A 26,930-nucleotide genomic window follows, 5' to 3' on the forward strand; every position below is an offset into this window, starting at 1 on the left:
GCCTTTTAGAGGATAACTACAACTGTCACATTGAATTAACAATTATGCAAACTTCTGCCATCAGAGGGCGTTGGGAAGGGATATGCCGTGCTGTCAGCCGTATTCCGATGATCTACCTGTATTCATTCTTTCTGGCGATGGCGATCGCAATTTCCTTTCACTCCTGGTATTCATCGCAGGATATGGAGAGATGGACCCGCTACAACAATTTCCTGATTTTCAAGCAGGCATGGTCACATCTCATACATTACCAGGACCTGTATGTATTGTACGAGGCGGAATATTATGACCTCTATAAATACAGTCCTTCTTTTGCCATGTGGATGGGCGTATTCGCCTGGATGCCGGATGTACCGGCCCTGATATGCTGGAATATCCTGAATGTGGTGGTATTTATATGGGCTATGCGAACCCTGCCCGTGTGCAAAGCGCATATGCCGGCCATGTTCCTTTTCCTGGCTATTGAAATGATGATTGCACTCACCAGCTCACAGATTAATGTTGCTATCGCCGGCGCTTTTATCCTCTCCTGGCATTTTATGGAGAATAAGAAAGTGTGGGCAGCGGCCTTATGTGTGGTGATCACTATCTATATAAAGATCTTTGGGATTGTGGCGTTGTCGCTGTTTATCCTGTATCCCGAAAGATGGAAGGCCGCCTTTTACACGGTTTTCTGGATCGTAGTGCTGGGGTTAATGCCGTTGCTGGTGGTTTCTCCGGCCCAGCTGCTGTTCCTGTATAAAAGCTGGGCGCACCTGTTGACCAATGATTTCTCGGCTTCCTACGGCGTATCCGTAATGGGTTGGTGGCATACCTGGTTTAATATGGAGATCTCGAAGCAGACATTTATACTAACGGCGGCGGCCTTGTTTATGGTGCCGTTTACCCGTTTTCAATATTATAAGGAGCCCTTGTTCCGGTTGCATATGTTGTCTTCGATCCTGATATGGGTGGTTATTTTTAACCATAAAGGCGAGTCGCCCACCTATATTATTGCGCTGATGGGAGTGGCCATCTGGTATTTTACGCAGCAGCCAACCCGGATAAATTCGATCCTGGCAGTACTCACTTTAGTATTTACTTCCTTCTCTTCAACCGACCTCATCACACCATACTGGATCGCCAGAACATATGTTGAACCCTACGCGGTGAAGGCTGTTTTTTGTTCTATCGTATGGCTGAAAATAATAATTGATCCAATGTTGGCCGGGTGGGCGCCTGCTCTCCGGAAAACGCCCCAGTTATTATAACTACGCGCATTAAAATACTATCATTCTGACATAAAAACAGCCCTTTAAAGGGCTGTTTTTATGTTTACAAGCTAATGATTTATAGTTGTTTATATCATTTTTATTAAAGTAAGATGGTAAAGAGACAAAAACCGGTATTTACCCCTCTTTTTTACTAACCATCAAAATTAATTTTACCGGTTAATAATATGTTTTAGCTTTGTAGGATAGACCATAAAAGTTTACTTATGTCTGCTCAAAAAACGCTTGCTTCACTCCGCCTGGATGGTGGTATACTTTGCCTGGATTTCGTGAATACGGTCAGTAACCGGCGGCGCTCAACTACTCATGATTACCTTCCCAACTTCCGGGAATTGCTTCAATGGTATGCGCACACGGGAGCATTATCTGCCAAAACTATCCAGACATTGGAACGCCTGGCGAAGGGGTATCCTCAAAAGGCGGCAGTCATTTTTGACAAGAGCATCCAGCTGCGGGAATTATTGCTGCGGTTGTTTACTGCCGTCATCGCACATAAACCACCTGCCGCATCTGACCTGCAACTTTTCAATACTTATATGGCAGATGCCTACGCCAATATTGAAATGGCCTGGCGCTCCGCTACCCGGCAAGGGGAACTGCAGTTTAATGCGCCCGCACTGGAACAGGTGAACTGGTGGCTGGTAAAATCGGCCGTGGAATTATACAGTTCGGGAAAGCTCGCACAGGTGCGGCAATGTCCGGCCTGCGGCTGGCTGTTTCTCGATAAAAGCCGGAACGGCTCCCGTAAGTGGTGTAGCATGAGTACCTGCGGTGATGTAAGCAAAGTGAAACAAAACTATGAGCGGAAGAAAAAGAAGAAAGCATAATTCGTAATTTCATATATATGAATACAATCACCTGGGGAATCATCGGCTGCGGAAATGTGACAGAAGTAAAAAGTGGGCCTGCTTTCAAATTGGCCAGCAACAGCTCAGTACATGCCGTTATGCGCAGAGATGCGGCACTGGCAAAAGATTATGCAGCCAGACATGGCATTGCTGCCTGGTATAATGATGCTTACGCGCTCCTGGATGATCCGGAAGTGAATGCCATTTATATTGCTACCCCGCCGGCCAGTCACGAGGAATATGCCATGGCTGCCATAGATCGGGGATACCCGGTGTATATCGAAAAGCCGGTAGGACTGGATGCCGCTGCCGCCAATCGTATAGCCGCCGCCGTGGCAAGTAAAAATGGGCTTGCCAGCGTAGCACATTATCGCCGCAGATTGCCGGCTTTCATCTGTGTAAAACAACTGCTGGAACAAAAAGCGATCGGAGAAGTAGTTGCTGTGGACCTGCGGTTTTGGAAAGCTGCCGCCAAAGAAAACGCCGGCTGGCGCCTGGACCCCGGCTTATCGGGTGGCGGATATTTTCACGACCTGGCGCCACATCAGCTGGATATCATGCTGTATTATTTCGGTAAGCCACTACAGTGCAATGGTTTAAGTGCCGGCAGCGATCCCCGTGTTGCCGATATCGTCAGCGGACAGATCTTGTTTGAAGATAATATCCTGTTTAATGGCAGCTGGAATTTTATCTCTCCCGAAAATGAAATTACAGATGAATGTATCATTAGTGGAAGCAAAGGAAGTATCAGGTTTCATTTTTTTACCGATTTTGACCAGGTCACTTTAAAAACAGCCGATCATACGGAAACGTTCCGTTTTGAGAATCCGAAGCACATCCAACAGCACCTGATTGCCGACGTAGTTAGCTATTTTCGTGGTGAAGGGTCCAATCCCTGCTCCGTTGCAGAAGCCGCCACTGGCCTGGAATTGATGGAACAATTTTTACGGCATTAGTCCTGAAATCTACGGAAAGGGGAGAGATTTCCTTTCCTTTTACCCATGAGAAATGTTATATTGCAAGTTCACACTTTACAGGAATAGCCCGTTATCCAACTCTGGATAAGCCCTGTTGATGAACCACAGCCGCTTTAGCAGCATTGTATTTATTTATATATATGATATATAGGTTCCGCTCTTTTGGGTGCATTATTTGTTTTGTTGGTGCTTTCCCTATTGAGAAAGTAATTTGATAATAGATATATAAACGACTATGCGCAAAACCATTATTGTATCGAACAGGCTTCCGGTTAAGATTACAGAGAAAGACGGTGAATTTTCCTTACAAGCCAGCGAAGGCGGATTGGCAACGGGTTTGGGGTCTATTTACAGAGAAGGGAACAATATCTGGATCGGATGGCCCGGACAAGATATAGGCGATCCGAAGCAACAGGAAAAGGTAATGAAGCAGTTAAAGCAGATGAATCTGATGCCTGTTTACCTGACCCAGGAAGAGATCAATAACTTTTACGAAGGGTTCTCCAATGAAACACTGTGGCCGGTATTCCACTATATGGCGGTGTATGCCCACTATGAACAAACTTATTGGGATGCATATGAACAGGTAAACAGGAAATTCAGGGATATTATTTTACAGGTTGCAGAACCGGGAGACATTATCTGGATCCATGACTACCAGCTTTTATTATTGCCGGGAATGATCCGTGCGGAAATGCCCGAAATATCTGTCGGCTTTTTCCAGCACATTCCATTTCCATCATACGAATTGTTCCGGTTGATCCCCTGGCGCACTGAAATCCTGGAAGGGATGCTGGGCGCCGATCTGATGGGCTTCCATACTTTTGATGATACCCGTCACTTCCTCAATGCCGCCAGTCGCCTGTTACCGGTAACAACTACCGCCAACGTGGTATCGTATAACGACCGGGCCATTGTTGTGGAAACTTTCCCCATGGGCATTGACTATAATAAATATGCATCGCTGGGGAGTGATCCGGAAGTATTGGAACAGCTGCAAAACCTGAAAGAAAACTTTCAGCAGGACCGGCTGATACTCTCTATAGACCGCCTGGATTACAGCAAGGGAATCCTGCAACGTCTCCAGGCTTTTGAACTGCTGCTACAAATGCACCCGGAATATATCGGGAAGGTAGTATTATATATGATTGTTGTTCCTTCCCGGGATACCGTGCCACAATACAAAGAATTACGGGATGAGATAGATAAACAGGTGGGAAATATCAATGCCCGTTTCCGTACGCTCAGCTGGCATCCGGTGCAGTATTTCTACCGTTCTTTTCCTGTAGAAGTGTTGTCGGCACTTTATAATTACGCGGATATTTGTCTTGTTACACCTATGCGCGATGGAATGAATCTCGTCAGCAAGGAATATGTAGCGAGTCGTAATAATAATGATGGAGTATTGATTCTGAGCGAGATGGCCGGTGCATCTAAAGAATTGATTGATGCGATCATCGTTAATCCGAACAATATCGGCGCCATCACACGAGCTATTGTAGACGCGCTGAATATGCCACTGGAAGAACAGGAGCGCCGCATGAAACAGATGCGGCAGGTGGTGTCCAAGTTTAATATTAATCACTGGGTGAAGCTGTTCATGACACGCCTCGATGAAGTGAATATCATGCAGCAGAATATGCTGGCCCGTCGGGTAAACCAGGAAACAGCCGTGTTGATCCGTCAGCAATACAAACAAAGCAAGCGGCGGATTATATTCCTGGACTACGACGGTACGCTGGTAGGGTTCCAACCCGACATTGACCAGGCCGCGCCGGATGCTGATCTCTATCATCTCTTGCGTGAGCTGGCAGCCGTACCCGGCAGTGATGTGGTGATGATCAGCGGCAGAAAGCATGAAACACTGGGGGAGTGGTTTGGTCATCTTCCGCTGGATCTGATAGCAGAACACGGCGCCTGGCAAAAAACGAAAGAAGGAGAATGGTACCAGCTTCCGGGTCTTACCGATAAATGGAAAGAAGAAATCATCATGATGATGGAACAATGCACGGATCGTACGCCGGGCTCATTTATAGAAGAGAAAAGTTATTCCCTTGCATGGCATTACCGGAAAGTGGAATCCGGGCTCGGCGAGCTGAGAGCCAATGAGCTCATGAATACTTTACGCTACTACACGGTGGAAAAAGCATTGCAGGTATTACCCGGCGATAAAGTAATAGAAGTAAAGAATATAGAGATCAATAAAGGGAAAGCCGCGCTCAGCTGGTTGCACCATAAAAAATATGATTTCATTATGGCTATGGGAGACGATGTGACAGATGAAGATATCTTCAAGGCACTTCCTGCCAAAGCCATTACGATCAAGGTGGGCAGTCAGGTATCTGCAGCCCGGTATTATTTAAGGAGTCATCATGAAGTGAGGCACTTGTTGAGAACACTTAAAAAATAGACCAGGATTATAAGGAAATAAAAAGGATTAGCCGGATTGAACTGGTAGACATAATAGAAGATCAATAATTTTTCTTCTTTCATATCTACCAGTTCAATCCGGCTAATCCTTTTTATTTCTATCTAATCCTGGTCAGAGGAATATAGGTGTATCTAATTTCATAGAAATCCGGTACGCTGCGTTCATCAAACCTACATGGCTATACGCCTGGGGGAAATTACCCCACTGGCTGCCGGTAGCAGCTTCCACGTCTTCACTAAATAAAAGGAGGTGGTTTGAATATTGCAGCAGTTTTTCAAATTCACGTTGCGCATCATCCAAACGGCCTACACAGGCGAGGGCTTCCACGTACCAGAAGGCACAAACGAGAAAAGTAGTTTTCGGTTTGCCAAAATCATCGGAATGAAGATACCGGTAGAAAAGCCCTTCGGGTGTTTTCAGTTCCCGTTCCAGACCAGCCAGGTGATCGCGCGCACGTTCAGAGGCGGGGTCCAGGTAGTTCATCATGATCAGCTGTAAGGTGCTGGCATCCAGGTGTTGACTACCGGCGGCGTTGGTATATACTTTTCTAACCGGATCATAACAGCTTTCAATATGTGCTGCTGCACGTTCTTTCAGTTCAATCGCTTTTTGTGTGAGTGCTTCGTTGCCGATGGTGCGGGCCATTTTCTCCGCTGCATTGCAGCCGGCCCACTGAAAGAGGTTGGTGTAGCAATGGATGTTGGCCATGTTACGGAATTCCCATATGCCTGCATCTTTTTCATCGATGGTCCGTTCTATCTTTTTCAACAAAAGGTTGATCCATCTGTCTGAATCTTTTCTCTCGGAAAAAATAAACCGGTGGTCGGTATACAAGGGAAGCATGGATATAAGTACCTGTCCGTAAATATCATTTTGTATATGCTCATATGCCTGGTTGCCTACGCGCACCGGTTTATTTCCCATGTAACCGTTGAGATGCGGGAGTACGGTTTCCGATAAGGTTTTTTGGCCGGTGATCCCATATAGCGGCTGGTAGCGGAAGTCGCCGGAGAAGGAGATATCGGTAATATATCCGAAGTAGCGTTCCATTTCCTCAAAATGCCCGATATGGTTCAATGCCATGATCACATAATAGGTATCACGCATCCAGCAATAGCGGTAATCCCAGTTGCGGCCACTGTCCGGAAATTCGGGTAAACTGGTAGTACTGGCGGCTATGATAGCGCCCGTATCTTCGTACTGGTGTATTTTAAGTACCAGGGCAGCGCGGATTACATATGTCTGAAAGTAATTGGCGATAGAAGAATGTTTGATCCATGTACGCCAGTAGGTAACGGTATCCCGGAGAAACCGTTCGGCCGTAGTGGCCAGTGGTGCTTCCAACGGATGACCGTAAGTGAGGATCAGGTAGCGGGTATCATTCAGCACAAAAAATTCTTCTTCCACCAGGTAGCTGACCGCAATATTTGTGGTAAGGCGGATGTTTTCATCACTGCCGGTAAACTCAATATGACTACTGCCACGGAGCGGATGTAATTTAACCGCGCCATAATCGTATACCGGTGAGCATTTTACACGGATGCGGGGAGAACCTTCCAGGGGTTCCAGCTTGCGGACCAGCATCAGCGGTTTGAAAAAACGCTCATATTGCAGGAAGCGGGGCGCAAAATCGGTGATGCGGTAGCTGCCTTCATTGGTGGTGATCTCTGTGCGAAGCACGTTGGTATTATCCATGTAGTACTGATGAGACGAATAATCGCCCTCCGGTAGTATGGAAAATTCACCCCCGTTTTTTTTGTCCAGCAGCCCGCCAAAAACAAACGAACTGTCCATTCTGGGCCAGCAGAGCCAATCTATATTTGTATCTTTATTGACATGCGCCAGGAAGGAGCAATTGCCAATAAGTCCAGTCTGATAGGTGTGTCTTTCCATTATATGATCCGTTTATTGGTTTACATTTTTTTTATAAAATTGTTCAATAGGGGCAAATGCTGTTCCAATTTGACTATTTTTAAGGATAAGTCCCACAACGATGCAAACATTGAAAAAGCAGCACTATTTACCCCGGTTCGTTTCCCCCGTGAATAATGGGGAGGAAGTAACATATTTACTGGCCGGTGACCTGGGTGGTACCAAAACCAACCTGGCTTTATTCCGTTCATCTGAAGGTGAACTGGATGTGATACGGGAAGATACGTATGCCTCCCGGGATTATGCCAGTTTTTCTGAGATGATTCAACATTTTATCAGTCAGGGTAATGATCCGCTTCCCAAGCGTATATGCATTGGCGTAGCCGGCCCGGTGGTAAATGGAAAAGTGGAACTGACAAATCTTTCGCGGGAATTAAGTGAAGATGAGATCAGGCACAGTACGGGTATTAAAGCAGTGGCATTGATCAATGACCTGGAAGCAACCGCTTACGGGCTGGCCACTTTATCGCCGGAACAACTGACTACACTGCACCGGGGTGCTGTGAACAATATTGGTAACATGGCTATTATTGCGCCTGGTACCGGTTTGGGAATGGCTGGTTTGTACTGGGATGGAAAAAATCATCATCCGTTTCCTACAGAAGGCGGGCATTCGGATTTTGCACCACGAACAGACCTGGATATTTTATTACTTCGTTATTTACAGGAAAAATATGAGATCGCCAGCTGGGAACGTGTGATCTCTGGTCCGGGCATACTGGCTATTTACCAATTTCTGCGGGATGTGAAAGGTATGGAGGAAACGGCTGAACTTCGTGATGCGATGGAGGAAGGAGATCCGGCTGCTGTGATCAGTAAGGCTGCATTGACAGGCAAAACATCTATCTGTGTAAAAACGATGGAGTTATTTGTACGTTATCTAGCCCGTGAATCCTGCAACCTGGTACTCAAAATGAAAGCTACAGGCGGACTGTTCCTGGGTGGCGGCATTCCTCCCAAAATAGCGCAACTGCTGGAAACAGGTGAATTTTATCATCATTATCTGCAAGGAGATCGTATGGCAGAATTGCTGGCGGGTGTACCTATTCATATTGTAAACAACGACAAGTCGGCTTTATGGGGTGCGGCGTATTACGCCGGTTTATTGGCAGATTAATTTTATTTATATCCGAGAGGGAATGGGAACCAAAAAAACGCTGGAACAAGTCACAGTGGCTTATGAGCTGCTTCGCTGGACGTTACTGGTAATGCCGATGGCTATACTGGTAGGGTCATTGGTAGCACTCTTTTTATGGTTGCTGGAGGTGGTCACACATATACGTTGGGAATACGAATGGTTATTATATGGACTGCCATTGGCCGGGGTACTGATCTATTGGTTGTACCAGCTGAGCGGCAAAAATGCGGAGAAAGGTAACAACCTTATTATGGAGGAAATCCATCAACCCGGTGGTGGCGTTCCTGCGCGGATGGCGCCGTTGGTATTGCTGACCACTATTATCACGCATCTTTTTGGCGGTTCAGCAGGCCGGGAAGGAACAGCGGTACAGATAGGCGGCAGCGTAGCCGGGTGGCTGGGAAAGAAAATGGGACTAACGCCAAAGGACCTACGTATATTATTAATGACCGGGATTGCAGCAGGTTTTGGTGCTGTATTTGGCACACCACTCACCGGAGCTGTTTTTGCACTCGAAGTACTGGCTATTGGCGTGATGCGTTACGATGCGCTGGTACCTTGCCTGATAGCCGCCGTGCTGGCAGATGTAGTTTGCAGCGCCTGGGGTATTCAACATACACAATATCATATTCTTTATAAAAACGATGCCCTTTTTGCAGGTCTGCCGTTTGTACATATAGACCTGTTGCTATTGGTAAAAGTAATCCTGGGCGGTGTAGCCTTCGGACTCACCAGTTTTCTTTTTTCCAAATTGATGCACGTCATTAAGCATAACGCCCATACCTATATTAAAATCCCCTGGCTGATTCCGGTGGTTGGTGGTATGATCATTATAGCACTTTGTTATATTACCGGCACCTATGATTACCTGGGACTGGGTGTTTCCAGTAAATCTTCCGATGGCATCAGTATTCTCCACGCATTTGATAGCAGCAGCAACCAGATAACCAGCTGGAGTTGGCTCTGGAAGCTGATCTTCACCGCTGTAACGCTGGCGATGGGGTTTAAAGGAGGGGAGGTGACCCCACTTTTTTTTATGGGCGCCACTTTAGGACATACGCTGGCATTGTTACTCGGCGCACCTGTTGACCTGTTCGCCGGACTTGGATTTATAGCCGTTTTCGCCGGTGCTACGAATACCCCCATTGCTTGTACGCTGATGGGCGTAGAATTATTTGGTACCGATCACGTTTTATATTTTGCCGTGGCGTGTTTTACGGCTTACTATTTTAGTGGACACTCCGGTATTTATGGCGCACAGCGCATGGGTGTTCCCAAGTTTAATGCCGTGGATTAAATCCGCATTGCTAAAAATCCCCCGTAGTCATTCACATAGAAATATTCCTCCACCAGTAATTAGTTGACCGTTCCACAACGGCCTGTGGGTTTCATATCCGTATGAATGGTCGGGTTAATCTCATATAAACGAGCCACAGCGGCTTTATTCCATGCGAATAAGATTGCTTTTTCAGTATCAGCATTCCATATTTACCCCAGTGTATTAGATACTAATACATGTATTTTGTATCGTTCTATTTTTCTTATAATTTATATTATGTTAAATAGATTAAGGCCATAAAAGATTGTATAAAAGTCTCTACCGTTCTCCTATTATACTTTCCGCTGTGCAAAATCAACTGAGCCACTTCCACCACAATGGTTCCTCCAATTTGATTAACTTAGGGATACATTCCACTCACTATGAACACGATCCCTAAAAACATCTGGCTGTCGATCGTTTTTATCGGCGTCACATCGATAGCCACCGCGCAACAAAACAACTCCCCGTCTGAAGGTTTGATTGAGGTGGCCGCCTTTGGAAAAAATCAACCTATTGGTGTAGCTGTTGCGCCATCGTCTAACAGGTTGTTTGTTTCTTTTCCGCACAAGGAACCTTTTTTGTACGGACTGACGGAAATTGTACGCGGCAAACGTATTCCCTTTCCGAATGCAGCCTGGAATAAATTTGTGCCTGATGCACCGGACAAACATTTTGTAAGTGTGCAGGACTTGTATGCAGATGACCGGAACTGCTTATGGGTACTGGATTCCAGGCAAGGGAAATTTAAACTGCTTCAGATTGATCTGTCAGACAATAAAATAAAAAGGATCTATACATTCGACGATCTCCCTAAAGAAAAAAGTGCCTTGAATGATGTGTGCGTTGACAATGATAAAAAGCTGGCCTATCTTTCTGATCCTGGTCAGCATGCCATCGTGGTACTGGATCTGACAACGGCTAAAAGCCGCGTTGTATTACAGGACGACGTTTCTACTTTGGCCACTCCCGGCCTGAAATTACACCTCGATGGAAAAGATGTGGAAGACGCCAACGGTATGCCCTTTGTATCTAATGTAAACGGTGTGGCACTCACCAAAGACAATAAATATTTTTACTTCCGGGCTATCAATCAAAATAAATTATACCGCATCGAAACCCGCTTCCTGGCGGATGAAACGCTCAACGCAGCCGACTTGTCCGCTAAAGTAGAAATGGTGGCGGTCACTGGTATCTGTCATGGAATGGTTGCAGATGATAAGGGAAATATTTACCTGAGTAACTCTCCTAACCATGCTATTCAGTATGTAACGCCTGAAGGGAAAGTAAACATATTGGTGCAGGATAGCAGGCTTCTTTGGCCGGACTCTTTCGGCATCGGTAATGATGGATATTTATATGTCAGTTGTGCCCAGATACATCGTGGACCCAACTTTAATAATGGTGTGGATATGGTTGAATATCCCTACCGGGTTTATAAAGTAAAACTGCCGAAGGAATAATTTCTGATTTATTTGAATGCTAGAACGTTGCCGCAGCCGGTTGTTTGGCTTTCACATTAATACTGGTGCGGTTAATAAACGGCGCCATAATGATCAGCAGCATCATCACCATAATAAGGATGCCCATCAGCTGGTAATAATCCATCGCATATTTAAGGAAGGCTTGTTTCTGAATGGCTTTATCCAATAGCCCTGTGGCCAGCTTTGCCGCCTGATCCGGCATCATTCCCCTTGCCTGTAAGGCGGCCTGGTAAGTATTCAGACGCTCCTGTAACCCGTTGTCCGCGCGGGAAATACGATCACTGAGCCGCATGGCATGGATCTTTGAATAATACAGAAAGAAGAAATTCATGAGCGCCGTACTCAGACCAAAAAAAGTATACCTTATAAATACACCCACTGCCGAAGCTGATTGACTGATAGCATCAGGCACGGAAGAAATAATAAACAGGATGATCGGCGTCATCACCATCCCTGCTCCCAATCCCTGTATGATCAATGGAAAGATAAAGGTGCGCATATCTGCCTCTGTAGTGAACAGGAAGAACATAGTGGTATGAAAAACCAATAACAGGAAGAAGCCCGCCAGCCAGATAAACTGCAACGGCCTTTTTTTAATCACCAGCCGTGCAGATATAACCGCCCCCGTCGCAATACCGAGGATATTATATAGCAGCAGCTCATAAAGATTGATAGGATCCATGCCCAGTACCGTGGAAAAGTAGCTGGTAGTTATACTAAACGATCCCCTGATCAGGTAAAGACCTCCCAGGAGTAACAAGCCAAAGCCAAACGCTTTTGACTTAAATACTTCCAGGTGAATAAAAGGACGTTTTCTCGTTACCTGTCTTAATACAAAAAAAATGGCGAGCAATACAACCGTCATCAATGACCATATGATAGTGTTGTCCTGTAACCAGTAATACTGCTGTCCGTAGATCAATACATATCCCAACAGAACGAGCATCGGGCAGTATAAAAAGTAGCTGCTCCAGTCCAGTTGATACAAGGGTGTTTTACGAACCAGGTGTACTTTGTTCATCAGTAACAACAACAGTATAGCTCCTGGTATAAAAGTATAGATCATCAGCTTGTACAGCACATTATACTCGAAGTTATCTATCACCGGTGCTGCTACAAGTGATGTAATGGAAGATGAGCACAAGATCATGCCGTAAAAAATAGCATAACCGGTTTCACGCGCATGCTCCGATTGTAATCTCCCGAAAAGTAAGGTCAAACAAATGCTGGTGATCCCACAGTTAAATAATCCCTGTAAAAAGCGACACATAAATAATATGGGCAAAACTCTTGTATGATAACAACACCAGGTAACCAGTACCTGGAATACCAGGCATAACAGGAAATATTCTTTGGTAGAGATGCGGCTGAAGAAACGCCTTTCCAGGGGTGTAAAACTCACAATCGATGCATAAAAAATAAGCATGGAGAACTGCATATCTGCTGGTTCCGCACCATAGAACCCGGTGGCAGCATTCACATTGGCGGTTGACAATGCAAACAGCATCACAGTTGGAATCAGCACCAGGAAAATGGTGAGCCTGATGAGCCATTCCGGTACCCATGATCTGAATATAGGATTTCCTTTATCCATCATCATTTGTGCGCTTTAGATACAGATACATTTACACTCATACCTGCGGATAACATCTTCAGTGTTTCCGGCGTTCCGTTTAGTCGTATACGTACGGGAATCCTTTGCGCTATTTTTACGAAGTTACCGGTGGCATTATCCGGTGGTAGCAGGGAAAACCTGGAGCCTGTGGCGGCCGACAGTGATTCTATTTTCCCGGTAAAGTGTTGTCCAGGAAAGGCATCTACTATTATCCTGGCTGTTTCGCCTACAAACATATGCCGGATCTGTGTTTCCTTGAAGTTGGCAACTACCCACTTACCCGATTCCCAGTCAACAATATAGGCCAGTGTCTGACCCGCTTGTACCAACTGTTTGGGCTGAATCGTACGACGACCCATCTTTCCGTTGTAAGGTGCAGTGATTACGGTATAAGAAACCGTGAGGTCTTTATTGGTCACAACGGCTTCCCTCCTCTTGATTTCTGCATCCAGCGTACTTTGCTGTACCTTGGCATCATTGATCTTTGCCAACGATGCCTGGTAAGCGCCAAGTGCAGTGTTATAATCTGAGCGGGCAACTTCCAGTGCTGCTTCTACACGGTCCAGTTGTTGCCTGGTAGCGGATTCCACGTCATATAACTTCTTATAACGGTCATATTCCTGTTCCTGGTTCTTTAGTCTTGCTTTGGCGGCTGCTATCTGCGACTCATACACTTTGGCAGCCTGACTGGAACTATTCACACTGCTGGATACTACGGCTACCTGTGCGCGGGCATTTAACAAGGCTGCTTCGGCTTCCTGCTGTTGTGCTGCGTACTCGCTGTTATCTATTATAACAAGCGTATCTCCTTTTTTTACTTCCTGGTTTTCTTCATAACGGATCTCTTCCACATAGCCTGTAACCTTCGCTACCACCGGGTTTATATATTCATCTATCTGTGCGTCATTTGTTTCTTCGTTTCTCCATTGATAAATCAGTGTTTTCACTCCCCAGATGGCAAGGCATACCACTACAATGGAAGCAACGATGGTTGTGATCCGTGAAATAAATCTGTCAGTTTTGTTTGATGTAGTGTTGGTGTTTGCGTTGTTCATATATTAAAGGTTGCCTGTTGCTTTCAATAATTGATAGTAAAGTAATTGAGCGGTTACTTGTGCAGTGGTAAGATCAAACCTGGATTGCAGCAATTGTGTTTCTGCGTCCAGCAGATCGGTCAGCAGCGACAGCTGATTGAAGTAAGTATTATTAACGATGCGGAAATTTTCTTTGGCTTGTATGATGTTATCATTTGCTACCTGGATCCGGGTGAGCGCCTCTGTATAACGTATATACGCTTCGTTTACATCCTGGCGTACCTTGTCTTTGGTATCGGCATGTTCTATCTCCTGCCGCTGCAGGTTGATGGTGGCTTCCTGTTTCCGGTGCCGGTTCTGATAAAAAGCAGAGATAGGTACACCAGCTTTCACGCCTACTTGTCCGAGGCCGTATAGACTGATAGCATACGGATAAAACAGGATCTGCGGATAGGCGTATGCGTATTCGGCATAAAGCCCTACTTTAGGCAGCACGGCGGACTTTACATCCTTCAGTTTTAGCTCACTCAGGGTGGTTTCTTTCTCTGAAATTTTAAATGCAAAAGCGTGTTCGTAAGCATCTGCGAGATAATTTTCGTAGGTTCGTTCACGTATGGATGACAATGCCAGGCTATCCGATGCGATGAAGTTGTAAGTACTGTCAGGCTGACCAATCATAATATTCAGCCGTTGGTTAGCGATCTTAATGCCATTCCTGATTTCCAGTAAGGTCATTCGTTGTTTGGACAATTTGAGCTCTGCGCGGAGTATATCACTTTTGAGTACCACGCCGTTTTTAAATAACTCCCTGATCTCTTCCAGTTCTTTTTCTCTTTCTGAAATATCCTGCAACATTACTTTTTCGTACGTCCGGTACCGGTAGATATCCAGGTAATAGGACGCTGCCTTATAGCGGATCTCTGAGGCAGATAGATTTTGTTGTTCTTTTGCCAGGTCACTTTCTGTTTGCCGGGTTATTATTTCGCGGGATGTTTTTCCCCCGTTATATACATTGAGATAGGCGTCTGCTCCTACTTTATAGTACCCGTGTACTACAGGAAATTGCGAAGGGGCTTTTAACAGGCCATCTTCATAAATAGCCAGGTTAGATACCCGTGCATATACGCCATCCGCCTTTATTTCGGGTAACCGTTCGTCTTTTGCTGTTTTTACTTTTTCCTGCATTCCCTGTACGCGCAAATATTCCATCTGCAACATTTTGTTGTAGATGGCTGCCTTTTTCCAAACTTCGGATAATGTGAGGGTATCGTGTTCAGGGGGTTGACCAGTAGCCGGTTTACAGTTGAATAGTGCAATCAGCAAAACTCCTGCAAGCCACTTATTACTTATTGAAGACATATTTAATCTGATGAAGATGCAAAGTTCCATCTATCCCGGTTAAATAATTTTCTATAAATTGCCATTAAATTGTTAGATCCGGCCAAATGACAGCTTTTAAACCAGCATTGATCCTGGAGAGTGTGGATGAAATTCCGGAATCCGCCTACATATGGCATTGGAAAACGGAACATCACTTCCCATTTCATAAACATAACAAAGGACAACTCACCTATGTTGAAGGGGGCGCTGCTTTTTTGTATACCCGGGATAAAACCTATTTCCTGCCCGCAAGACATTACATGTGGGTACCACCGGGTGTAGAACATTACTTCCAGCATCGTTATCCTGCGAATTATGTACGGACGATTTATTTTTTTACTGATGAAGATGATACGTCAGACCCATTCTATACCAGGACGGGGATCTACCCGGTGAATAATCTCCTGCTGGAAATGATCCTCTACACAAGCAAATGGGACGGGAATGTATTACCTGGCACCAAAGGCTACCGGTTTGTAAAAGCGATCAAGAATATCCTGCCGGATATCAGCGAACAACCGTTGCCAATAACTTTACCCACTACAGAAAATACCAGGCTCAAACCCGTACTGAAATTTATCCAGGAAAACCTGGCGGAGTCACTTACACTCGAAAGCGTGGGACAGGAATTTAACTACAGCGAACGTACACTCATACGCCTGTTCCGCTCCACCATGGACATCTCCTTTTTCCAGTACCTGAAGCTGGCGCGGATGATCAGGGCCATGGGCTACCTGCTGGAAACAGATAAAACTATCAGTGAAATAGCCTGGGATACCGGCTACAACAGTGTTTCCGCTTTCAGCAATACGTTTTATAAACTGGTGGGTAAACGACCATCGGATTTTCAATAAATGTTTTCCTATTTTGACATCTTGAATATATAACCGGGATATAACAGCATTTTAATTACAACCATCTAAACCAGGATCTATTATATGAATGCCATGAGAAAACAAGTGCTGCTACCGCTTTTATTAGCCTGCTCCATAGGCTTGCAGCCATTGCAGGCACAACAAAAAAACAAACCCGCTCCTCCTGAAAAGGCAGATACCCAGCACAATGCTGCAATAAGTCTGTCTCCGGACACCACGGTCACCAGCACGCATGAGGTAACCATAAAAGGACAGAAAGTACCCTACAAAACTATTGCCGGCACCCAGCCTGTCTGGGACCAGGATGGCAAAGTGATAGCCGGCCTCTTCTACACCTATTATGAGCGGACAGATATAAAAGACCGCAGTTCCCGGCCTTTGGTGATCTCCTTCAATGGCGGACCGGGCACACCTTCCGTATGGATGCAGATTGCTTACACCGGGCCCCGCCTGCTAAACATTGACGATGAGGGATACCCGGTACAACCCTATGGCCTGCACGAAAATTCCCAGTCAATCCTGGATATCGCCGATATCCTTTATATAGATCCCGCTAATACCGGCTTTTCACGGTTAGCCGACAAAGACGTGCCCCGTGAAAAATTCTTTGGTGTGAATGCAGATATCAAATACCTGGCAGAATGGATCAGCACTTTCGTATCGCGTCATAACCGGTGGGCATCTCCCAAATATCTCATCGGCGAAAGCTATGGTACTACCCGGGTATCCGGTCTTGCGCTGGAGCTGCAAAATGCACAATGGATGTACTTCAATGGCGTGATACTGGTATCCCCTACTGAGTTGGGTATTTCCCGCAATGGCCCGGTGGACGCAGCTTTGAGGCTCCCCTATTTTGCTGCCGCTGCCTGGTACCACAAAGCCCTGTCAAGTGATTTACAGCAAAAAGATCTCACCGCATTATTACCCGAAGTAGAACAATTTACGATCAATGAACTGATCCCGGCTATCAGCCAGGGCGGTTTCCTGGATGAGCAGAAGCGAAAGGATATGGCCGCCAAAATGGCCCGCTACTCCGGTTTATCGGAGAAAGTGATCCTGCAGCACAACCTCGATGTGCCCCCCGGTTTCTTCTGGAAAGAACTACTGAGAGATAAAGGCTTTACCATCGGGCGGCTGGATTCCCGCTACCTGGGCCAGGATAAAGAAGATGCGGGCGACAACCCCGATTACAATGCAGAACTTACTTCCTGGCTGCATGCATTTACACCCGCCATTAATATCTACCTGCGGGAAGAGCTGCAATTCAAAACAGACCTGAAATATATGATGTTTGGCCCCGTACATCCATGGGATCGCAGCGATGATAATACCGGCGAAAACTTACGCCAGGCTATGGCTGCCAATCCTTACCTCCATGTAATGATTCAATCGGGTTACTATGATGGCGCCTGTGATTATTTCAATGCAAAATACAGCATGTGGCAAATGGACCCTGGCGGAAAATTAAAGGACCGGTTGTCCTGGAAAGGCTATCGCAGCGGACATATGATGTACCTGCGCAAAGATGATCTGGCCACCGGCAATGAAGATATACGGACATTTATCCGCAACTCCCTGCCTAAGGCAGGCAAAGCAGCAAAATATTAGTAATCATTGCTACATGATCAATAAAGAAAGACTGAAGCGACTCCTGATCTATGCTGCCAAATGTGTGAGCGGTGTACTGATCGTGTTTTTACTTTCCTGGTTACTGGATTACCAGGATGTGATCTGGGTATTGATTTCCGTGATGCTGGTACTTTCGCCGGATGGTTCGGATGCAGTAACGTTGGCGGTTACACGAATCAAGGCAAATATAGTAGGCGCCGCCGCCGGCTTCCTCCTGCTGCTCGTACATCCCAATATGCTGCTGATGATGTGTATAGCCGTGTTTATCACGGTGATCCTGTGTAATATATTGAGCCTGGAAGCCGCTACCCGCACTGCGCTTGCCGCCACCATTATTGTAATGACACATGAAGCTGGTCAGCACTTGTGGGATACTGCAGTAGGACGTGTTATCTCTGTATTGGCAGGATGCTTGTTGGGACTCCTGATCACATTCCTTTTTCACAACAGGTATACCCAGCATACGGCGGAATACATCTTATCCAAAACAGATCGCGGGGGTGAATAATACAGAATTGATACAGAATCGCTCCTTATTTTTGAAAATTCAAGGAGTGATGCATGAAAAAGACGATTTTATTCGCAGGATTGGCCCTGGACGCCCTTATCGGCTCCGGTAATGTAAATGCACAAGTGCAGGCCACTTCCTTTACCATCCCTGTAGATTCTGTCCCCCCGCCAGTCAGCAGTACTCCCGCATTCCACAGCTCTCTCACCGGGATTATTATCCCTGCAGCGATGGTGGGATACGGGTTTCTGGCGCTGAACAATCATTCACTGAGAGACCTGAACCACACAACCGGGGCTGAATTAAAAGAGGATCATCCCAACTTCAGGACGCATATAGATAATTACCTCCAATACTCACCCGTGGCCGCAGTATATATACTGAACGCTTCCGGTGTACACGGGAAGCATAATTTTCGTGACCGCACTATTATCCTGGGAATCTCTGCATTGCTGACAGCAGGTTCTGTTGAAGGGGTGAAACACCTTACGCATGAAGTTCGTCCTGATGGCAGTGATGATCTCTCCTTTCCTTCGGGGCATACCGCCACCGCCTTTGCGTCCGCGGAGTTCCTGCGACAGGAATACAAAGATGTATCGCCGTGGTATGGCGTGGGCGGTTACGCCGCTGCCGCTGCTACCGGCGCCTTGCGCATGTATAATAACAAGCACTGGCTCAGTGATGTGGTAGCTGGCGCTGGTTTTGGAATACTAAGCACCAAAGCGGCTTACTGGGTATATCCCTGGATCCGGCAAACACTGTTTAAAGACCAACATACCAAAATGGCGACTGTACTCCTGCCGTATTATGATGCCCAATGGCACAGTGCCGGCCTTAGTATTGTGCTCTTACAGAAATGATCAGCCACCTTCCTCCGGCAGCTGATTTTCTTACCCATTTTTTCTACATTAACAATTAAATCACAAAATATCTGACAGGAAAACCGCAAATTTGCTTATCTATTTAAAAAGGTGTTTATAACCTACGCCACTTTAGCATTTAACTGTTCCCCGATAATATAATTGATAACCACCAGCCGGATTTCATTCATGCCGGAATTATTGCACTACGCCCCTGTTAGCCGGTTATTCCACCGATGAGCTTGCTTTATGCCTAATAATTGCAGCTTCATAATGCACAAATTTTTAACATCTGATTCACAGAACTCCTGTTTACGCTTCTTATTTTTAATCCCATCAAAGTAACAGTTATCCAATACTTACCCCTTATGTACATTCCATTGATCATCTTTATTGCTTTTATTTCCTGGTATATCATTTTCAGAATACGGACCATCCGTGAAGCCTCCTTAAAAGAAAACAGGTACAAACCTATTCCGGGAGAAGATGCTATAGCGGCAGCTAAAATTACGGGCGTTGACAACAGCGCATTTACGGTATCAAAGTATATGCGCTCTGTAAAGAATACATCCGACCATCGCTTTATGACCCTGGCCATTATACAGATCATTAAAACAACGATGGGCACTACCCGGCAGGCTAGACTCATAGAAAGCCTCGCTCCCGGGGAAGAGCGCCGGTTGGGGCATTCAGACAATGTAACGGATGGTAAACGTCAGATATTTATCGGCTACGAAGTGTTGTGGGCAAGGTATATACCTACCCCTAAATGGTATACAGACAAGATGATGTTATGTCCTCTTTCACCGGAACTGTATTGCCAGATCTTAAAACATTATCACCCTGCCCTGCTCGCAGAAATGGAGCAACAAGCAAACAGAGAAGATGAACAGCAGGAATTATGGTCTTGATGCGCCGTATCCTTTTCCTGCAATATAACTTAGCCAGGTCATGGTAAGTATGATACCCACCGTTGCACCGGCGGTTACATCTTCCAGGAAGTGCTGACTCAGGTACATGCGCGAGTAAGCTACCAGCATGGCCAGCAACAGGTACAGTACTGACCAGTATTTATTTTTAGTATAGTAAGATAATATGGTGGCTGCGGTAAAAGCACATACACTATGACCCGAAGGGAAACTCCGGAAATTATCCAGGACGGCTACCCCCGGTATAAAATAAATATCGTGCAGGCGTTGCTCAAAATAACGGTGCGGACGGGGAAAAGCTACTAAAAACTTCAGAGTGAAGTTGATGACTGCCGTGAAACAATATGCTGTTGCCAGCACAAATCCCATACGCTTGTTGATAACAAACAATAACACCGACAATACGATACAAGCCCCAACGCTACCCAATTCCGTGATGTAAGGAAATAACAGATCTCCCCATGCGGTATGCAGACTATTGATATAGAAATACACCTCCTCCCGCGTGTATAGATAACGGGTTATGAGGATAGCCGTCAATACTACGGTAAACGGCCATATCAGCCATTTCAGCTGCTGATATACCTGCCTGAATTGTTGCAGAAAAGAACGATGCTCCATGCAGATACTACTGGGTTAACCGGCGATGATAATTAATTTGTCCCAGGTGATAACCTAAATGGGCAAGCAAGTGTACCAGGAAATGACCGGTAGTTGTCAGCTCTCCTGCAAGCACCCGTTCTGTATAAATTTTTTCGAGATCTTCCGGGCTTAATGCAAGTATAACGGTGAGCACTATACGACGGGTAGCGCCTATCTGGAGCAGCAGCTCCTCCTTTGGAATATTCCTGGCACTGAATTCCAACTCCCTGTTACGCACATAACCCGTTTGTCCAAGTACAGCACCTATAAAGTGTTGCAGGTTGCCGCAAAGATGCAGGGTCAGCGTGCCGGCGGAGTTTTTGATACCAGTCGGAACACGCCACAGTGCTTCTTCTGAGTCATACGCAGCGATCTCTTCTTCCAGTTTGCTCAGATCGCGTTCAAACAAATTGATCAGTATATTTACCAACATAACCTAAAGATAGGAAAACCTGCGAAGTTTTTAGCGCGTACCTTCACCCTAAACATTCCTAACCGTGCTTTGTTTTTAATGCATATAATCTAACAGGATGAATACCCGTACACAAAGAGAGCTTAGCCCTTTCCAGCAGCGATGGCATAGTATTATATTTGAGGCTGATACGCCTGCCGGTAAAGTGTTTGACATTATTTTACTGATCGTTATTCTCATCAGCGTTGCCATTGTGATGATGGAGAGCGTAACAGGCTTCAAAGTAAAATATGATCATCTTTTCAGGGTCCTGGAATGGGTCTTTACAATCATCTTTACCATTGAATATATTTTCCGGGTATGGTGCAGTTATCGCCCCAAAGCATACGTGGGCAGCTTCTACGGACTGATAGACCTTCTATGTATTTTACCTACTTATGTAGAATTTTTCTTTGGCGGCGCCCATTTCCTGCTTACCATCCGCATCCTGCGGCTGATGCGGATCTTCAGGATCTTTAAACTCGTTCCTTTCCTGAATGAAAGCAAGCAGCTGGCCCTCGCCCTGGAGCATAGCAAACGGAAAATAATGGTATTTCTTTTCTTCATTCTTTTACTCACTGTTGTATTAGGTTCCATCATGTACGTGATTGAATCGGATTATAATTCCGGCTTCACCAGTATCCCCGTTAGTGTATACTGGGCAGTGGTAACATTAACAACAGTAGGCTATGGAGATATTGCACCTGTAACGCCTATAGGACAAGCATTTTCAGCACTTATTATGATCATGGGGTATGCTATCATTGCAGTACCCACCGGTATTGTTACTGTAGAAATGAGCAGATTAAGAAATGAGGAAGACGTAGATCAGCGCATTTGTCCGCATTGCATGCGCGAAGGGCACGATGCAAATGCGGACTATTGCAAATATTGTGGGAGTAAATTATAAATTATTTAACGCTGAAAAGAGGTTGTACATCCAGCATGGCTTTCTGATAAGCCACATCGAAAGGTTCAAATTTGCTATGCAGCGCGAAACGGGCTGTTGTACCATCCAGCAGTTCAAACACGGCTATTTTCTTATTGAAACCTTGTTTTCCGCGGGAAAAATTAGTAATGTCTGTCAATGCAAATTCTTTGGCTTTTTTACTCCTGGCCAACAGCCAGCCAATAACGCCAAATAACAGGAACATCAACATGGGCTTTGCTTCAAATACAATACGTTCACTGGTGATGTACATGGCGCCTTGCTGGCCCTGCCACTTGTTCTTCATATAAGTAGCACTGGATTTGTATAATACGGTTTCTTCCGGGTTAAGTGGGAATTTAACTTTGATGGTTTGCATACATGTATTGATATGATTCGTGCGCAAAAATATGGTATTATTGTTAGACAAAACAGCCTGCTATGATTTTAACATCTATCCTCGATAATGATTTTTACAAATTTACCATGCAACACTGCGTGATAAAATTGTTTCCGGAGGCGCGTGCCCGTTATAAGTTTATTAATCGGGGTAAACATGCATTCCCACCGGGTTTTGCGGCTGTTTTACGGGAGGCGGTAAATAATATGCAACACCTCCGGCTCACCCCTGAAGAAAAAGAATTCCTTGCTGTTACCTGTCCCTATCTCGACCCTACCTACCTGGATTTCCTGCAGGGCTATCGTTACAACCCTGATGAAATACATATTGCACAACATGGAGAAGAGGTGGAAGTACATGTGGATGGCTACTGGTATCGTACTATCCTGTGGGAGGTTCCCCTGATGTCGCTCATCTGCGAATTGTATTACGAGCAGACAGGCCAGCAACGGGTGCCTGATGAAGAAGTGATCCGTATTACCCGGGAGAAAATTGAGCATTATAAAGAACTGGGGATCACCATTGCAGATTTCGGTACACGACGCCGGCATTCACTGGCGGTGCACCGGTTGGTGGTACAAACACTCCGGCAGTATGGCGAAAGCTGTTTTATTGGCAGCAGCAATGTACACCTGGCTATGCGCAACGGGGTGAAGCCCGTAGGCACACATGCCCATGAATGGTTTATGTTCCACAGTGCCAAATACGGTTTTAAAATGGCCAATATGCTGGGACTGGAACATTGGGTACAGGTATATCGCGGCGACCTGGGGATCGCTTTATCGGATACCTACACCACCCCTGTTTTCTTTGAACAGTTTGATAAAAAATTCGCCAAACTATTTGATGGGGTGCGGCACGATAGCGGCGATCCGTTATTGTTTGCCGACAGCACCATCGCCCATTACAAAGAAAAAGGAGTAGATCCGCTCACAAAAACAATTATTTTCTCCGACGGACTGGATTATGAAAAAGTGGCTGCCATCGCTGCACATTGCCGTGGTAAGATCGGTATGTCTTTCGGTGTGGGCACTAACTTCACCAATGATGTAGGATTAACGGCCCTGAATATTGTTGTAAAAATGTATGAAGCCCGTCCGGAAGATGCTCCCCGCTGGACACCCGTAGTAAAGCTATCAGATGAAAAAGGAAAATATACCGGTGATGAAAAAATGATAGAACTGGCAAAAGAAATGCTGGAGATATTTTGAGATTTATGAATTTATTGATTTACGAATTTTGGGGATTTAAAATGTAGTGAAGATATATTGGTACCCCGAGGTTTTAATCCCCGGAAGTCAGACAATCTTCGCTGCATTTTAAATCCCCAAAATTCGTAAATCAATAAATCCGTAAATCCATTTTATTTCAGTCCAAGTCCTGTGTCTCCCTGCGACAGGTCACCGGAATCATATCCTTTCTTGAACCAGTACATCCGCTGTTCGGAGGTACCATGGGTAAATGCATCCGGTACTACGTGGCCGGTACCGGCTTGCTGGAGCTTATCATCGCCTACGGCGCTGGCGGCGTTCAAACCGGATTCAATATCACCTGCTACCAGGATGTTGCGCATTTTATCGGCGTGGTTGGCCCAGAACCCGGCCAGGAAATCGGCCTGTAGTTCGAGTTTTACAGAAAGTTTATTGTATTCTTTTTCACTTAACCGGGAACGCATTGCCTGCACTTTCCTGCTGATACCCAACAGATTTTGTACATGATGTCCTACCTCATGCGCAATTACATAGGCTTTGGCAAACTCGCCTTTTACCCCGAAACGTTGCTCCAGTTCATCAAAAAAAGCAACATCCAGGTATACTTTGTTGTCTGCCGGACAATAAAAAGGACCCATTGCAGATTCTGCGGAACCACAACCGGAGGTAGTGCCATCTGTAAATAACACCATCTTTGGTTTTTCATAGGTCATGTTCATGCTCCTGAACTGCTGATCCCATACATCTTCTGTACTGGCCAGCACTTTGGAAGAAAACTTTTCGATGGCGCTGGCGTTTGTGGCAGTAAGCTGTTCTGATTGCTCCTCACCACCAGGCCCCTGGACCTGTTGTACGGCCTGCATGAGTTGTGCGGGGTCCTGTTTCAAAAATAAGGCCAGCACTATAATAATAATGCCGCCAATACCGCCGCCGATACCGAGTTTGCGCATACCGCCGCCAGATCTCTTTTCGACGTTATCGCTCATTCTTTCATCATCCAGACGCATAATTGTGGTAGGTTTAGTGAATAAATTCGTTAGCCGCAAATTACAATATTACCCGATAATTCTGCTCATTTCAATGATTCCATCCATTTGTTAAACAAAAGATTTTTTTACCCGTTAATGAGTAGTAGTATGGTTCGTTTCCCATTCAACAGAAAACAATTATTATGAAGATAAAACAGATTCTGCTCGCCTCCCGTCCGAAAGGATTGCCTACCCTGGATAACTTCAAGACAACAACGGCAACGTTACCCGCACTGAATACTGGAGAAGTACTGGTTAAACCAATTTATTTGTCTGTAGACCCTTATATGCGGGGGCGTATGAACGATGCCAAATCCTACATTCCCCCTTTCCAGGTGAATGAACCGATAGAAAGTGGTGGCGTGGGGGAAGTAGTGGAAAGTAAAGCCGATCAGTTCAAGCCCGGCGACCTTGTGATGAGTACCAATACCCGGCCTTTTCTCCCCTGGGCTACTGCCAGCATCTTTCCCGCGGGGAGTCTCCGCAAGGTAGACAGCAGCGTACCTCCCAGCTATTACCTGGGCATTCTGGGCATGCCGGGGCTTACCGCCTATTTCGGTTTGATGGATATCGGCAAGCCCAAGCCAGGTGAAACGGTGGTGATTTCAGGCGCTGCCGGCGCCGTTGGTATCGTAGTAGGACAGCTCGCAAAAATCGCAGGGTGCCGCGTAGTGGGGATTGCCGGTGGTGCCGAAAAAGTAAAGCTGCTGACAGATATTTTCGACTTCGATGCCGCCGTTGATTACAAAGGCAACCGGAATATGTCTGGCGCCATAGCAGCCGCCTGCCCTAACGGGGTGGACATCTATTTTGATAATGTCGGGGGAGAAATATCCGACGCAGTGATCCAGCAGATGAACTTCTTTGGCCGGGTGCCTTTATGCGGACAAATATCCCTTTACAATAGCACGGAGGTGCCTATAGGTCCGCGTGTACAGCCGAAAATGGTTACATACAGCCTTTTAATGCAGGGCTTTATTGTAGGTAACTATGCCAGCCGTTTTCCCGAAGGCATTAAATACCTGGTGGAACTGGTTAAATCCGGTAAATTGAAATACAATGAGACCATAGAAGAAGGTTTCGATCAACTCCCCGATGCCTTACTGGGATTATTTTCCGGTAGAAACAGTGGTAAGATGATTGTGAAAGTGTAATTTTAGGTATGACAAACGCTGTGGTACATGCCCATATAAAAAAAGTGGAAACAACCGGCATCATAGATACACATGATGTGCTGGCTGCGGAAGAACCATTGGAAATAAGATTGATACATGGTCCGTCGCACAACCGCCGGCAACAGAATATTTCAGTGACCATGCGTACGCCCGGTCAGGATGAAGAACTGGCCGCCGGCTTTTTATTTACCGAAGGTATTATCGGGCAATACGATGCCATTGCAAATATCACCTTATCCTCCACCCCGGATGGCAGTATTGCTACCGTGGCGTTAAAAGAAAACATTCTTCCTGAGTTGGGTAATACCAGCCGGAATTTCCAATCTACCGCTTCATGTGGTGTTTGCGGCAAAACAGAGCTTTCAGGTATTCATACAGGCGTTAACGTTAGCAGCTCCCATCCTGTTTCTTTTCCTGCCAGCCTGTTATACCAGCTGCCCGGAATACTCCGTGGCGAGCAACCGGTATTTGACACTACCGGCGGTTTACATGCCGCTGCCCTCTTTGATCTTACAGGTAAGCTGTTAATTTTACGGGAAGATATTGGTCGCCATAATGCAGTGGATAAACTGATCGGTGCAGCGATGGCACAACAAATGATGCCATTACAATCCACCCTCCTTTTGTTAAGTGGTCGTGCAGGGTTTGAGTTGATACAGAAAGCAGCTATGGCTGGCATTCCAATAATAGCAGCCGTAGGCGCTCCTTCCAGCATGGCGGTAAAAACAGCGGCAGCATGGAATATTACATTGGTAGGCTTCTTACGTGAGCAACGTTTTAATATTTATACAGCAGCAGAAAGAATTACTTTGTAATTCATTTGATTATTTGATTATTTAAATGGGGAATAATATGGATGGTGCAGA

Annotated in this window: 24 protein-coding genes; 16 read left to right on the forward strand and 8 right to left on the reverse strand. The window is 45.8% G+C overall.

Translation table 11 applies throughout. The features are described from left to right. The first annotated feature begins 44 nt into the window (after positions 1 to 44). The 4 genes from ABQ275_RS09775 (at position 45) to ABQ275_RS09790 (ending at position 5,506) form a co-directional block, all read left to right on the forward strand. Positions 45 to 1,250: a glycosyltransferase family 87 protein gene (locus ABQ275_RS09775; protein ID WP_349318107.1), complete on the forward strand. Its 1,206-nt coding sequence runs from the start codon at positions 45 to 47 to the stop codon at positions 1,248 to 1,250. A 227-nt stretch (positions 1,251 to 1,477) separates the two neighbouring features. After that, entirely contained in the window at positions 1,478 to 2,098 is a 621-nt protein-coding gene (locus ABQ275_RS09780) for an ABATE domain-containing protein (protein ID WP_349318108.1), read from the forward strand. Between the two features lie 17 nt (positions 2,099 to 2,115). Beyond that, positions 2,116 to 3,075 (forward strand): Gfo/Idh/MocA family oxidoreductase, encoded by a 960-nt coding sequence (locus ABQ275_RS09785; protein ID WP_349318109.1) that lies wholly within the window; start codon positions 2,116 to 2,118, stop codon positions 3,073 to 3,075. A 256-nt stretch (positions 3,076 to 3,331) separates the two neighbouring features. Next, complete coding sequence (locus tag ABQ275_RS09790; RefSeq protein WP_349318110.1) at positions 3,332 to 5,506, forward strand: bifunctional alpha,alpha-trehalose-phosphate synthase (UDP-forming)/trehalose-phosphatase; 2,175 nt, start codon at positions 3,332 to 3,334, stop codon at positions 5,504 to 5,506. 132 nt (positions 5,507 to 5,638) lie between these two features. On the opposite strand, the gene ABQ275_RS09795 is transcribed toward ABQ275_RS09790, so the two are convergent. Continuing rightward, complete coding sequence (locus tag ABQ275_RS09795) at positions 5,639 to 7,420, reverse strand: glycoside hydrolase family 15 protein (RefSeq protein WP_349318111.1); 1,782 nt, start codon at positions 7,418 to 7,420, stop codon at positions 5,639 to 5,641. Positions 7,421 to 7,520: 100 nt separating this feature from the next. Here ABQ275_RS09795 and glk point away from each other — a divergent pair, with 100 nt between their 5' ends. From glk to ABQ275_RS09810, 3 genes are all read left to right on the forward strand, one after another. Beyond that, positions 7,521 to 8,576: a glucokinase gene (gene glk, locus ABQ275_RS09800; RefSeq protein ID WP_349318112.1), complete on the forward strand. Its 1,056-nt coding sequence runs from the start codon at positions 7,521 to 7,523 to the stop codon at positions 8,574 to 8,576. 22 nt (positions 8,577 to 8,598) lie between these two features. Further along, positions 8,599 to 9,894, forward strand: coding sequence for a voltage-gated chloride channel family protein (locus ABQ275_RS09805; RefSeq protein ID WP_349318113.1), 1,296 nt, complete (start codon positions 8,599 to 8,601; stop codon positions 9,892 to 9,894). Between the two features lie 404 nt (positions 9,895 to 10,298). Further along, positions 10,299 to 11,378, forward strand: a complete 1,080-nt coding sequence (locus ABQ275_RS09810; RefSeq protein ID WP_349318114.1) for an L-dopachrome tautomerase-related protein — start codon at positions 10,299 to 10,301, stop codon at positions 11,376 to 11,378. A gap of 19 nt (positions 11,379 to 11,397) precedes the next feature. Here the strand turns inward: ABQ275_RS09810 and ABQ275_RS09815 are convergent, their stop codons facing one another. From ABQ275_RS09815 to ABQ275_RS09825, 3 genes are read right to left on the reverse strand one after another with little or no spacing between them, the layout of a single operon-like run. Continuing rightward, entirely contained in the window at positions 11,398 to 12,999 is a 1,602-nt protein-coding gene (locus tag ABQ275_RS09815) for an MFS transporter (protein ID WP_349318115.1), read from the reverse strand. Next, a complete protein-coding gene (locus ABQ275_RS09820) occupies positions 12,996 to 14,069 on the reverse strand; it encodes an HlyD family secretion protein (protein WP_349318116.1) in 1,074 nt (357 codons plus the stop codon). The genes ABQ275_RS09815 and ABQ275_RS09820 overlap by 4 nt, the downstream gene beginning before the upstream one ends. 3 nt (positions 14,070 to 14,072) lie before the next feature. Then, on the reverse strand, positions 14,073 to 15,407 hold the full coding sequence (locus ABQ275_RS09825) for a TolC family protein (RefSeq protein ID WP_349318117.1): 1,335 nt from the start codon (positions 15,405 to 15,407) through the stop codon (positions 14,073 to 14,075). An 86-nt stretch (positions 15,408 to 15,493) separates the two neighbouring features. Here ABQ275_RS09825 and ABQ275_RS09830 point away from each other — a divergent pair, with 86 nt between their 5' ends. The 5 genes from ABQ275_RS09830 (at position 15,494) to ABQ275_RS09850 (ending at position 20,211) form a co-directional block, all read left to right on the forward strand. Beyond that, positions 15,494 to 16,282 (forward strand): AraC family transcriptional regulator, encoded by a 789-nt coding sequence (locus tag ABQ275_RS09830; RefSeq protein ID WP_349318118.1) that lies wholly within the window; start codon positions 15,494 to 15,496, stop codon positions 16,280 to 16,282. A gap of 93 nt (positions 16,283 to 16,375) precedes the next feature. After that, on the forward strand, positions 16,376 to 17,911 hold the full coding sequence (locus tag ABQ275_RS09835) for a S10 family serine carboxypeptidase-like protein (protein ID WP_349318119.1): 1,536 nt from the start codon (positions 16,376 to 16,378) through the stop codon (positions 17,909 to 17,911). A 13-nt stretch (positions 17,912 to 17,924) separates the two neighbouring features. Continuing rightward, complete coding sequence (locus ABQ275_RS09840; protein WP_349318120.1) at positions 17,925 to 18,440, forward strand: FUSC family protein; 516 nt, start codon at positions 17,925 to 17,927, stop codon at positions 18,438 to 18,440. A gap of 53 nt (positions 18,441 to 18,493) precedes the next feature. Then, positions 18,494 to 19,300 carry a phosphatase PAP2 family protein gene (locus ABQ275_RS09845; protein WP_349318121.1) on the forward strand — a complete coding sequence of 269 codons (807 nt, stop codon included), beginning with the start codon at positions 18,494 to 18,496 and terminating at the stop codon, positions 19,298 to 19,300. A gap of 368 nt (positions 19,301 to 19,668) precedes the next feature. After that, positions 19,669 to 20,211 (forward strand): hypothetical protein, encoded by a 543-nt coding sequence (locus ABQ275_RS09850; protein WP_349318122.1) that lies wholly within the window; start codon positions 19,669 to 19,671, stop codon positions 20,209 to 20,211. Here ABQ275_RS09850 and ABQ275_RS09855 read toward each other — a convergent pair. Both ABQ275_RS09855 and ABQ275_RS09860 read right to left on the reverse strand, forming a co-directional pair. Next, positions 20,200 to 20,850: a phosphatase PAP2 family protein gene (locus tag ABQ275_RS09855; RefSeq protein WP_349318123.1), complete on the reverse strand. Its 651-nt coding sequence runs from the start codon at positions 20,848 to 20,850 to the stop codon at positions 20,200 to 20,202. The two genes, ABQ275_RS09850 and ABQ275_RS09855, sit on opposite strands and share 12 nt — an antisense overlap. A 7-nt stretch (positions 20,851 to 20,857) precedes the next feature. Then, positions 20,858 to 21,304 (reverse strand): DinB family protein, encoded by a 447-nt coding sequence (locus ABQ275_RS09860; protein ID WP_349318124.1) that lies wholly within the window; start codon positions 21,302 to 21,304, stop codon positions 20,858 to 20,860. Positions 21,305 to 21,401: 97 nt separating this feature from the next. Between ABQ275_RS09860 and ABQ275_RS09865 the strand changes: the two genes are divergently transcribed. Further along, positions 21,402 to 22,232, forward strand: a complete 831-nt coding sequence (locus tag ABQ275_RS09865; protein ID WP_349318125.1) for an ion transporter — start codon at positions 21,402 to 21,404, stop codon at positions 22,230 to 22,232. 1 nt (position 22,233) lies between these two features. Here the strand turns inward: ABQ275_RS09865 and ABQ275_RS09870 are convergent, their stop codons facing one another. Then, positions 22,234 to 22,629 carry a GRAM domain-containing protein gene (locus ABQ275_RS09870; protein ID WP_349318126.1) on the reverse strand — a complete coding sequence of 132 codons (396 nt, stop codon included), beginning with the start codon at positions 22,627 to 22,629 and terminating at the stop codon, positions 22,234 to 22,236. Between the two features lie 62 nt (positions 22,630 to 22,691). Here ABQ275_RS09870 and pncB point away from each other — a divergent pair, with 62 nt between their 5' ends. After that, a complete protein-coding gene (gene pncB, locus ABQ275_RS09875; protein ID WP_349318127.1) occupies positions 22,692 to 23,861 on the forward strand; it encodes a nicotinate phosphoribosyltransferase in 1,170 nt (389 codons plus the stop codon). Between the two features lie 152 nt (positions 23,862 to 24,013). Here the strand turns inward: pncB and ABQ275_RS09880 are convergent, their stop codons facing one another. Beyond that, entirely contained in the window at positions 24,014 to 24,868 is an 855-nt protein-coding gene (locus ABQ275_RS09880) for a neutral zinc metallopeptidase (RefSeq protein ID WP_349318128.1), read from the reverse strand. Positions 24,869 to 25,032: 164 nt separating this feature from the next. Here ABQ275_RS09880 and ABQ275_RS09885 point away from each other — a divergent pair, with 164 nt between their 5' ends. Together ABQ275_RS09885 and fdhD are read left to right on the forward strand one after the other, a co-directional pair. Next, positions 25,033 to 26,043, forward strand: coding sequence for an NADP-dependent oxidoreductase (locus ABQ275_RS09885; protein WP_349318129.1), 1,011 nt, complete (start codon positions 25,033 to 25,035; stop codon positions 26,041 to 26,043). A gap of 8 nt (positions 26,044 to 26,051) precedes the next feature. Further along, on the forward strand, positions 26,052 to 26,879 hold the full coding sequence (gene fdhD, locus ABQ275_RS09890) for a formate dehydrogenase accessory sulfurtransferase FdhD (RefSeq protein ID WP_349318130.1): 828 nt from the start codon (positions 26,052 to 26,054) through the stop codon (positions 26,877 to 26,879). Positions 26,880 to 26,930 lie beyond the last annotated feature (51 nt).

The sequence above is a fragment of the Chitinophaga sp. MM2321 genome, from assembly GCF_964033635.1.
Lineage (GTDB): Bacteria > Bacteroidota > Bacteroidia > Chitinophagales > Chitinophagaceae > Chitinophaga.

What these genes read in the sequence shown, in the direction of transcription:
- fdhD (WP_349318130.1), top strand. Translation starts at nt 26,052, where the DNA reads ATGACAAACGCTGTGGTACATGCCCATATAAAAAAAGTGGAAACAACC.
- ABQ275_RS09785 (WP_349318109.1), top strand. Translation starts at nt 2,116, where the DNA reads ATGAATACAATCACCTGGGGAATCATCGGCTGCGGAAATGTGACAGAA.
- ABQ275_RS09880 (WP_349318128.1), bottom strand. Translation starts at nt 24,868, where the DNA reads ATGCGTCTGGATGATGAAAGAATGAGCGATAACGTCGAAAAGAGATCT.
- ABQ275_RS09825 (WP_349318117.1), bottom strand. Translation starts at nt 15,407, where the DNA reads ATGTCTTCAATAAGTAATAAGTGGCTTGCAGGAGTTTTGCTGATTGCA.
- ABQ275_RS09805 (WP_349318113.1), top strand. Translation starts at nt 8,599, where the DNA reads ATGGGAACCAAAAAAACGCTGGAACAAGTCACAGTGGCTTATGAGCTG.
- ABQ275_RS09790 (WP_349318110.1), top strand. Translation starts at nt 3,332, where the DNA reads ATGCGCAAAACCATTATTGTATCGAACAGGCTTCCGGTTAAGATTACA.
- ABQ275_RS09850 (WP_349318122.1), top strand. Translation starts at nt 19,669, where the DNA reads ATGTACATTCCATTGATCATCTTTATTGCTTTTATTTCCTGGTATATC.
- ABQ275_RS09885 (WP_349318129.1), top strand. Translation starts at nt 25,033, where the DNA reads ATGAAGATAAAACAGATTCTGCTCGCCTCCCGTCCGAAAGGATTGCCT.
- ABQ275_RS09835 (WP_349318119.1), top strand. Translation starts at nt 16,376, where the DNA reads ATGAGAAAACAAGTGCTGCTACCGCTTTTATTAGCCTGCTCCATAGGC.
- ABQ275_RS09810 (WP_349318114.1), top strand. Translation starts at nt 10,299, where the DNA reads ATGAACACGATCCCTAAAAACATCTGGCTGTCGATCGTTTTTATCGGC.
- pncB (WP_349318127.1), top strand. Translation starts at nt 22,692, where the DNA reads ATGATTTTAACATCTATCCTCGATAATGATTTTTACAAATTTACCATG.
- ABQ275_RS09780 (WP_349318108.1), top strand. Translation starts at nt 1,478, where the DNA reads ATGTCTGCTCAAAAAACGCTTGCTTCACTCCGCCTGGATGGTGGTATA.
- ABQ275_RS09820 (WP_349318116.1), bottom strand. Translation starts at nt 14,069, where the DNA reads ATGAACAACGCAAACACCAACACTACATCAAACAAAACTGACAGATTT.
- glk (WP_349318112.1), top strand. Translation starts at nt 7,521, where the DNA reads ATGCAAACATTGAAAAAGCAGCACTATTTACCCCGGTTCGTTTCCCCC.
- ABQ275_RS09870 (WP_349318126.1), bottom strand. Translation starts at nt 22,629, where the DNA reads ATGCAAACCATCAAAGTTAAATTCCCACTTAACCCGGAAGAAACCGTA.
- ABQ275_RS09855 (WP_349318123.1), bottom strand. Translation starts at nt 20,850, where the DNA reads ATGGAGCATCGTTCTTTTCTGCAACAATTCAGGCAGGTATATCAGCAG.
- ABQ275_RS09795 (WP_349318111.1), bottom strand. Translation starts at nt 7,420, where the DNA reads ATGGAAAGACACACCTATCAGACTGGACTTATTGGCAATTGCTCCTTC.
- ABQ275_RS09815 (WP_349318115.1), bottom strand. Translation starts at nt 12,999, where the DNA reads ATGATGATGGATAAAGGAAATCCTATATTCAGATCATGGGTACCGGAA.
- ABQ275_RS09775 (WP_349318107.1), top strand. Translation starts at nt 45, where the DNA reads ATGCAAACTTCTGCCATCAGAGGGCGTTGGGAAGGGATATGCCGTGCT.
- ABQ275_RS09865 (WP_349318125.1), top strand. Translation starts at nt 21,402, where the DNA reads ATGAATACCCGTACACAAAGAGAGCTTAGCCCTTTCCAGCAGCGATGG.
- ABQ275_RS09860 (WP_349318124.1), bottom strand. Translation starts at nt 21,304, where the DNA reads ATGTTGGTAAATATACTGATCAATTTGTTTGAACGCGATCTGAGCAAA.
- ABQ275_RS09840 (WP_349318120.1), top strand. Translation starts at nt 17,925, where the DNA reads ATGATCAATAAAGAAAGACTGAAGCGACTCCTGATCTATGCTGCCAAA.
- ABQ275_RS09845 (WP_349318121.1), top strand. Translation starts at nt 18,494, where the DNA reads ATGAAAAAGACGATTTTATTCGCAGGATTGGCCCTGGACGCCCTTATC.
- ABQ275_RS09830 (WP_349318118.1), top strand. Translation starts at nt 15,494, where the DNA reads ATGACAGCTTTTAAACCAGCATTGATCCTGGAGAGTGTGGATGAAATT.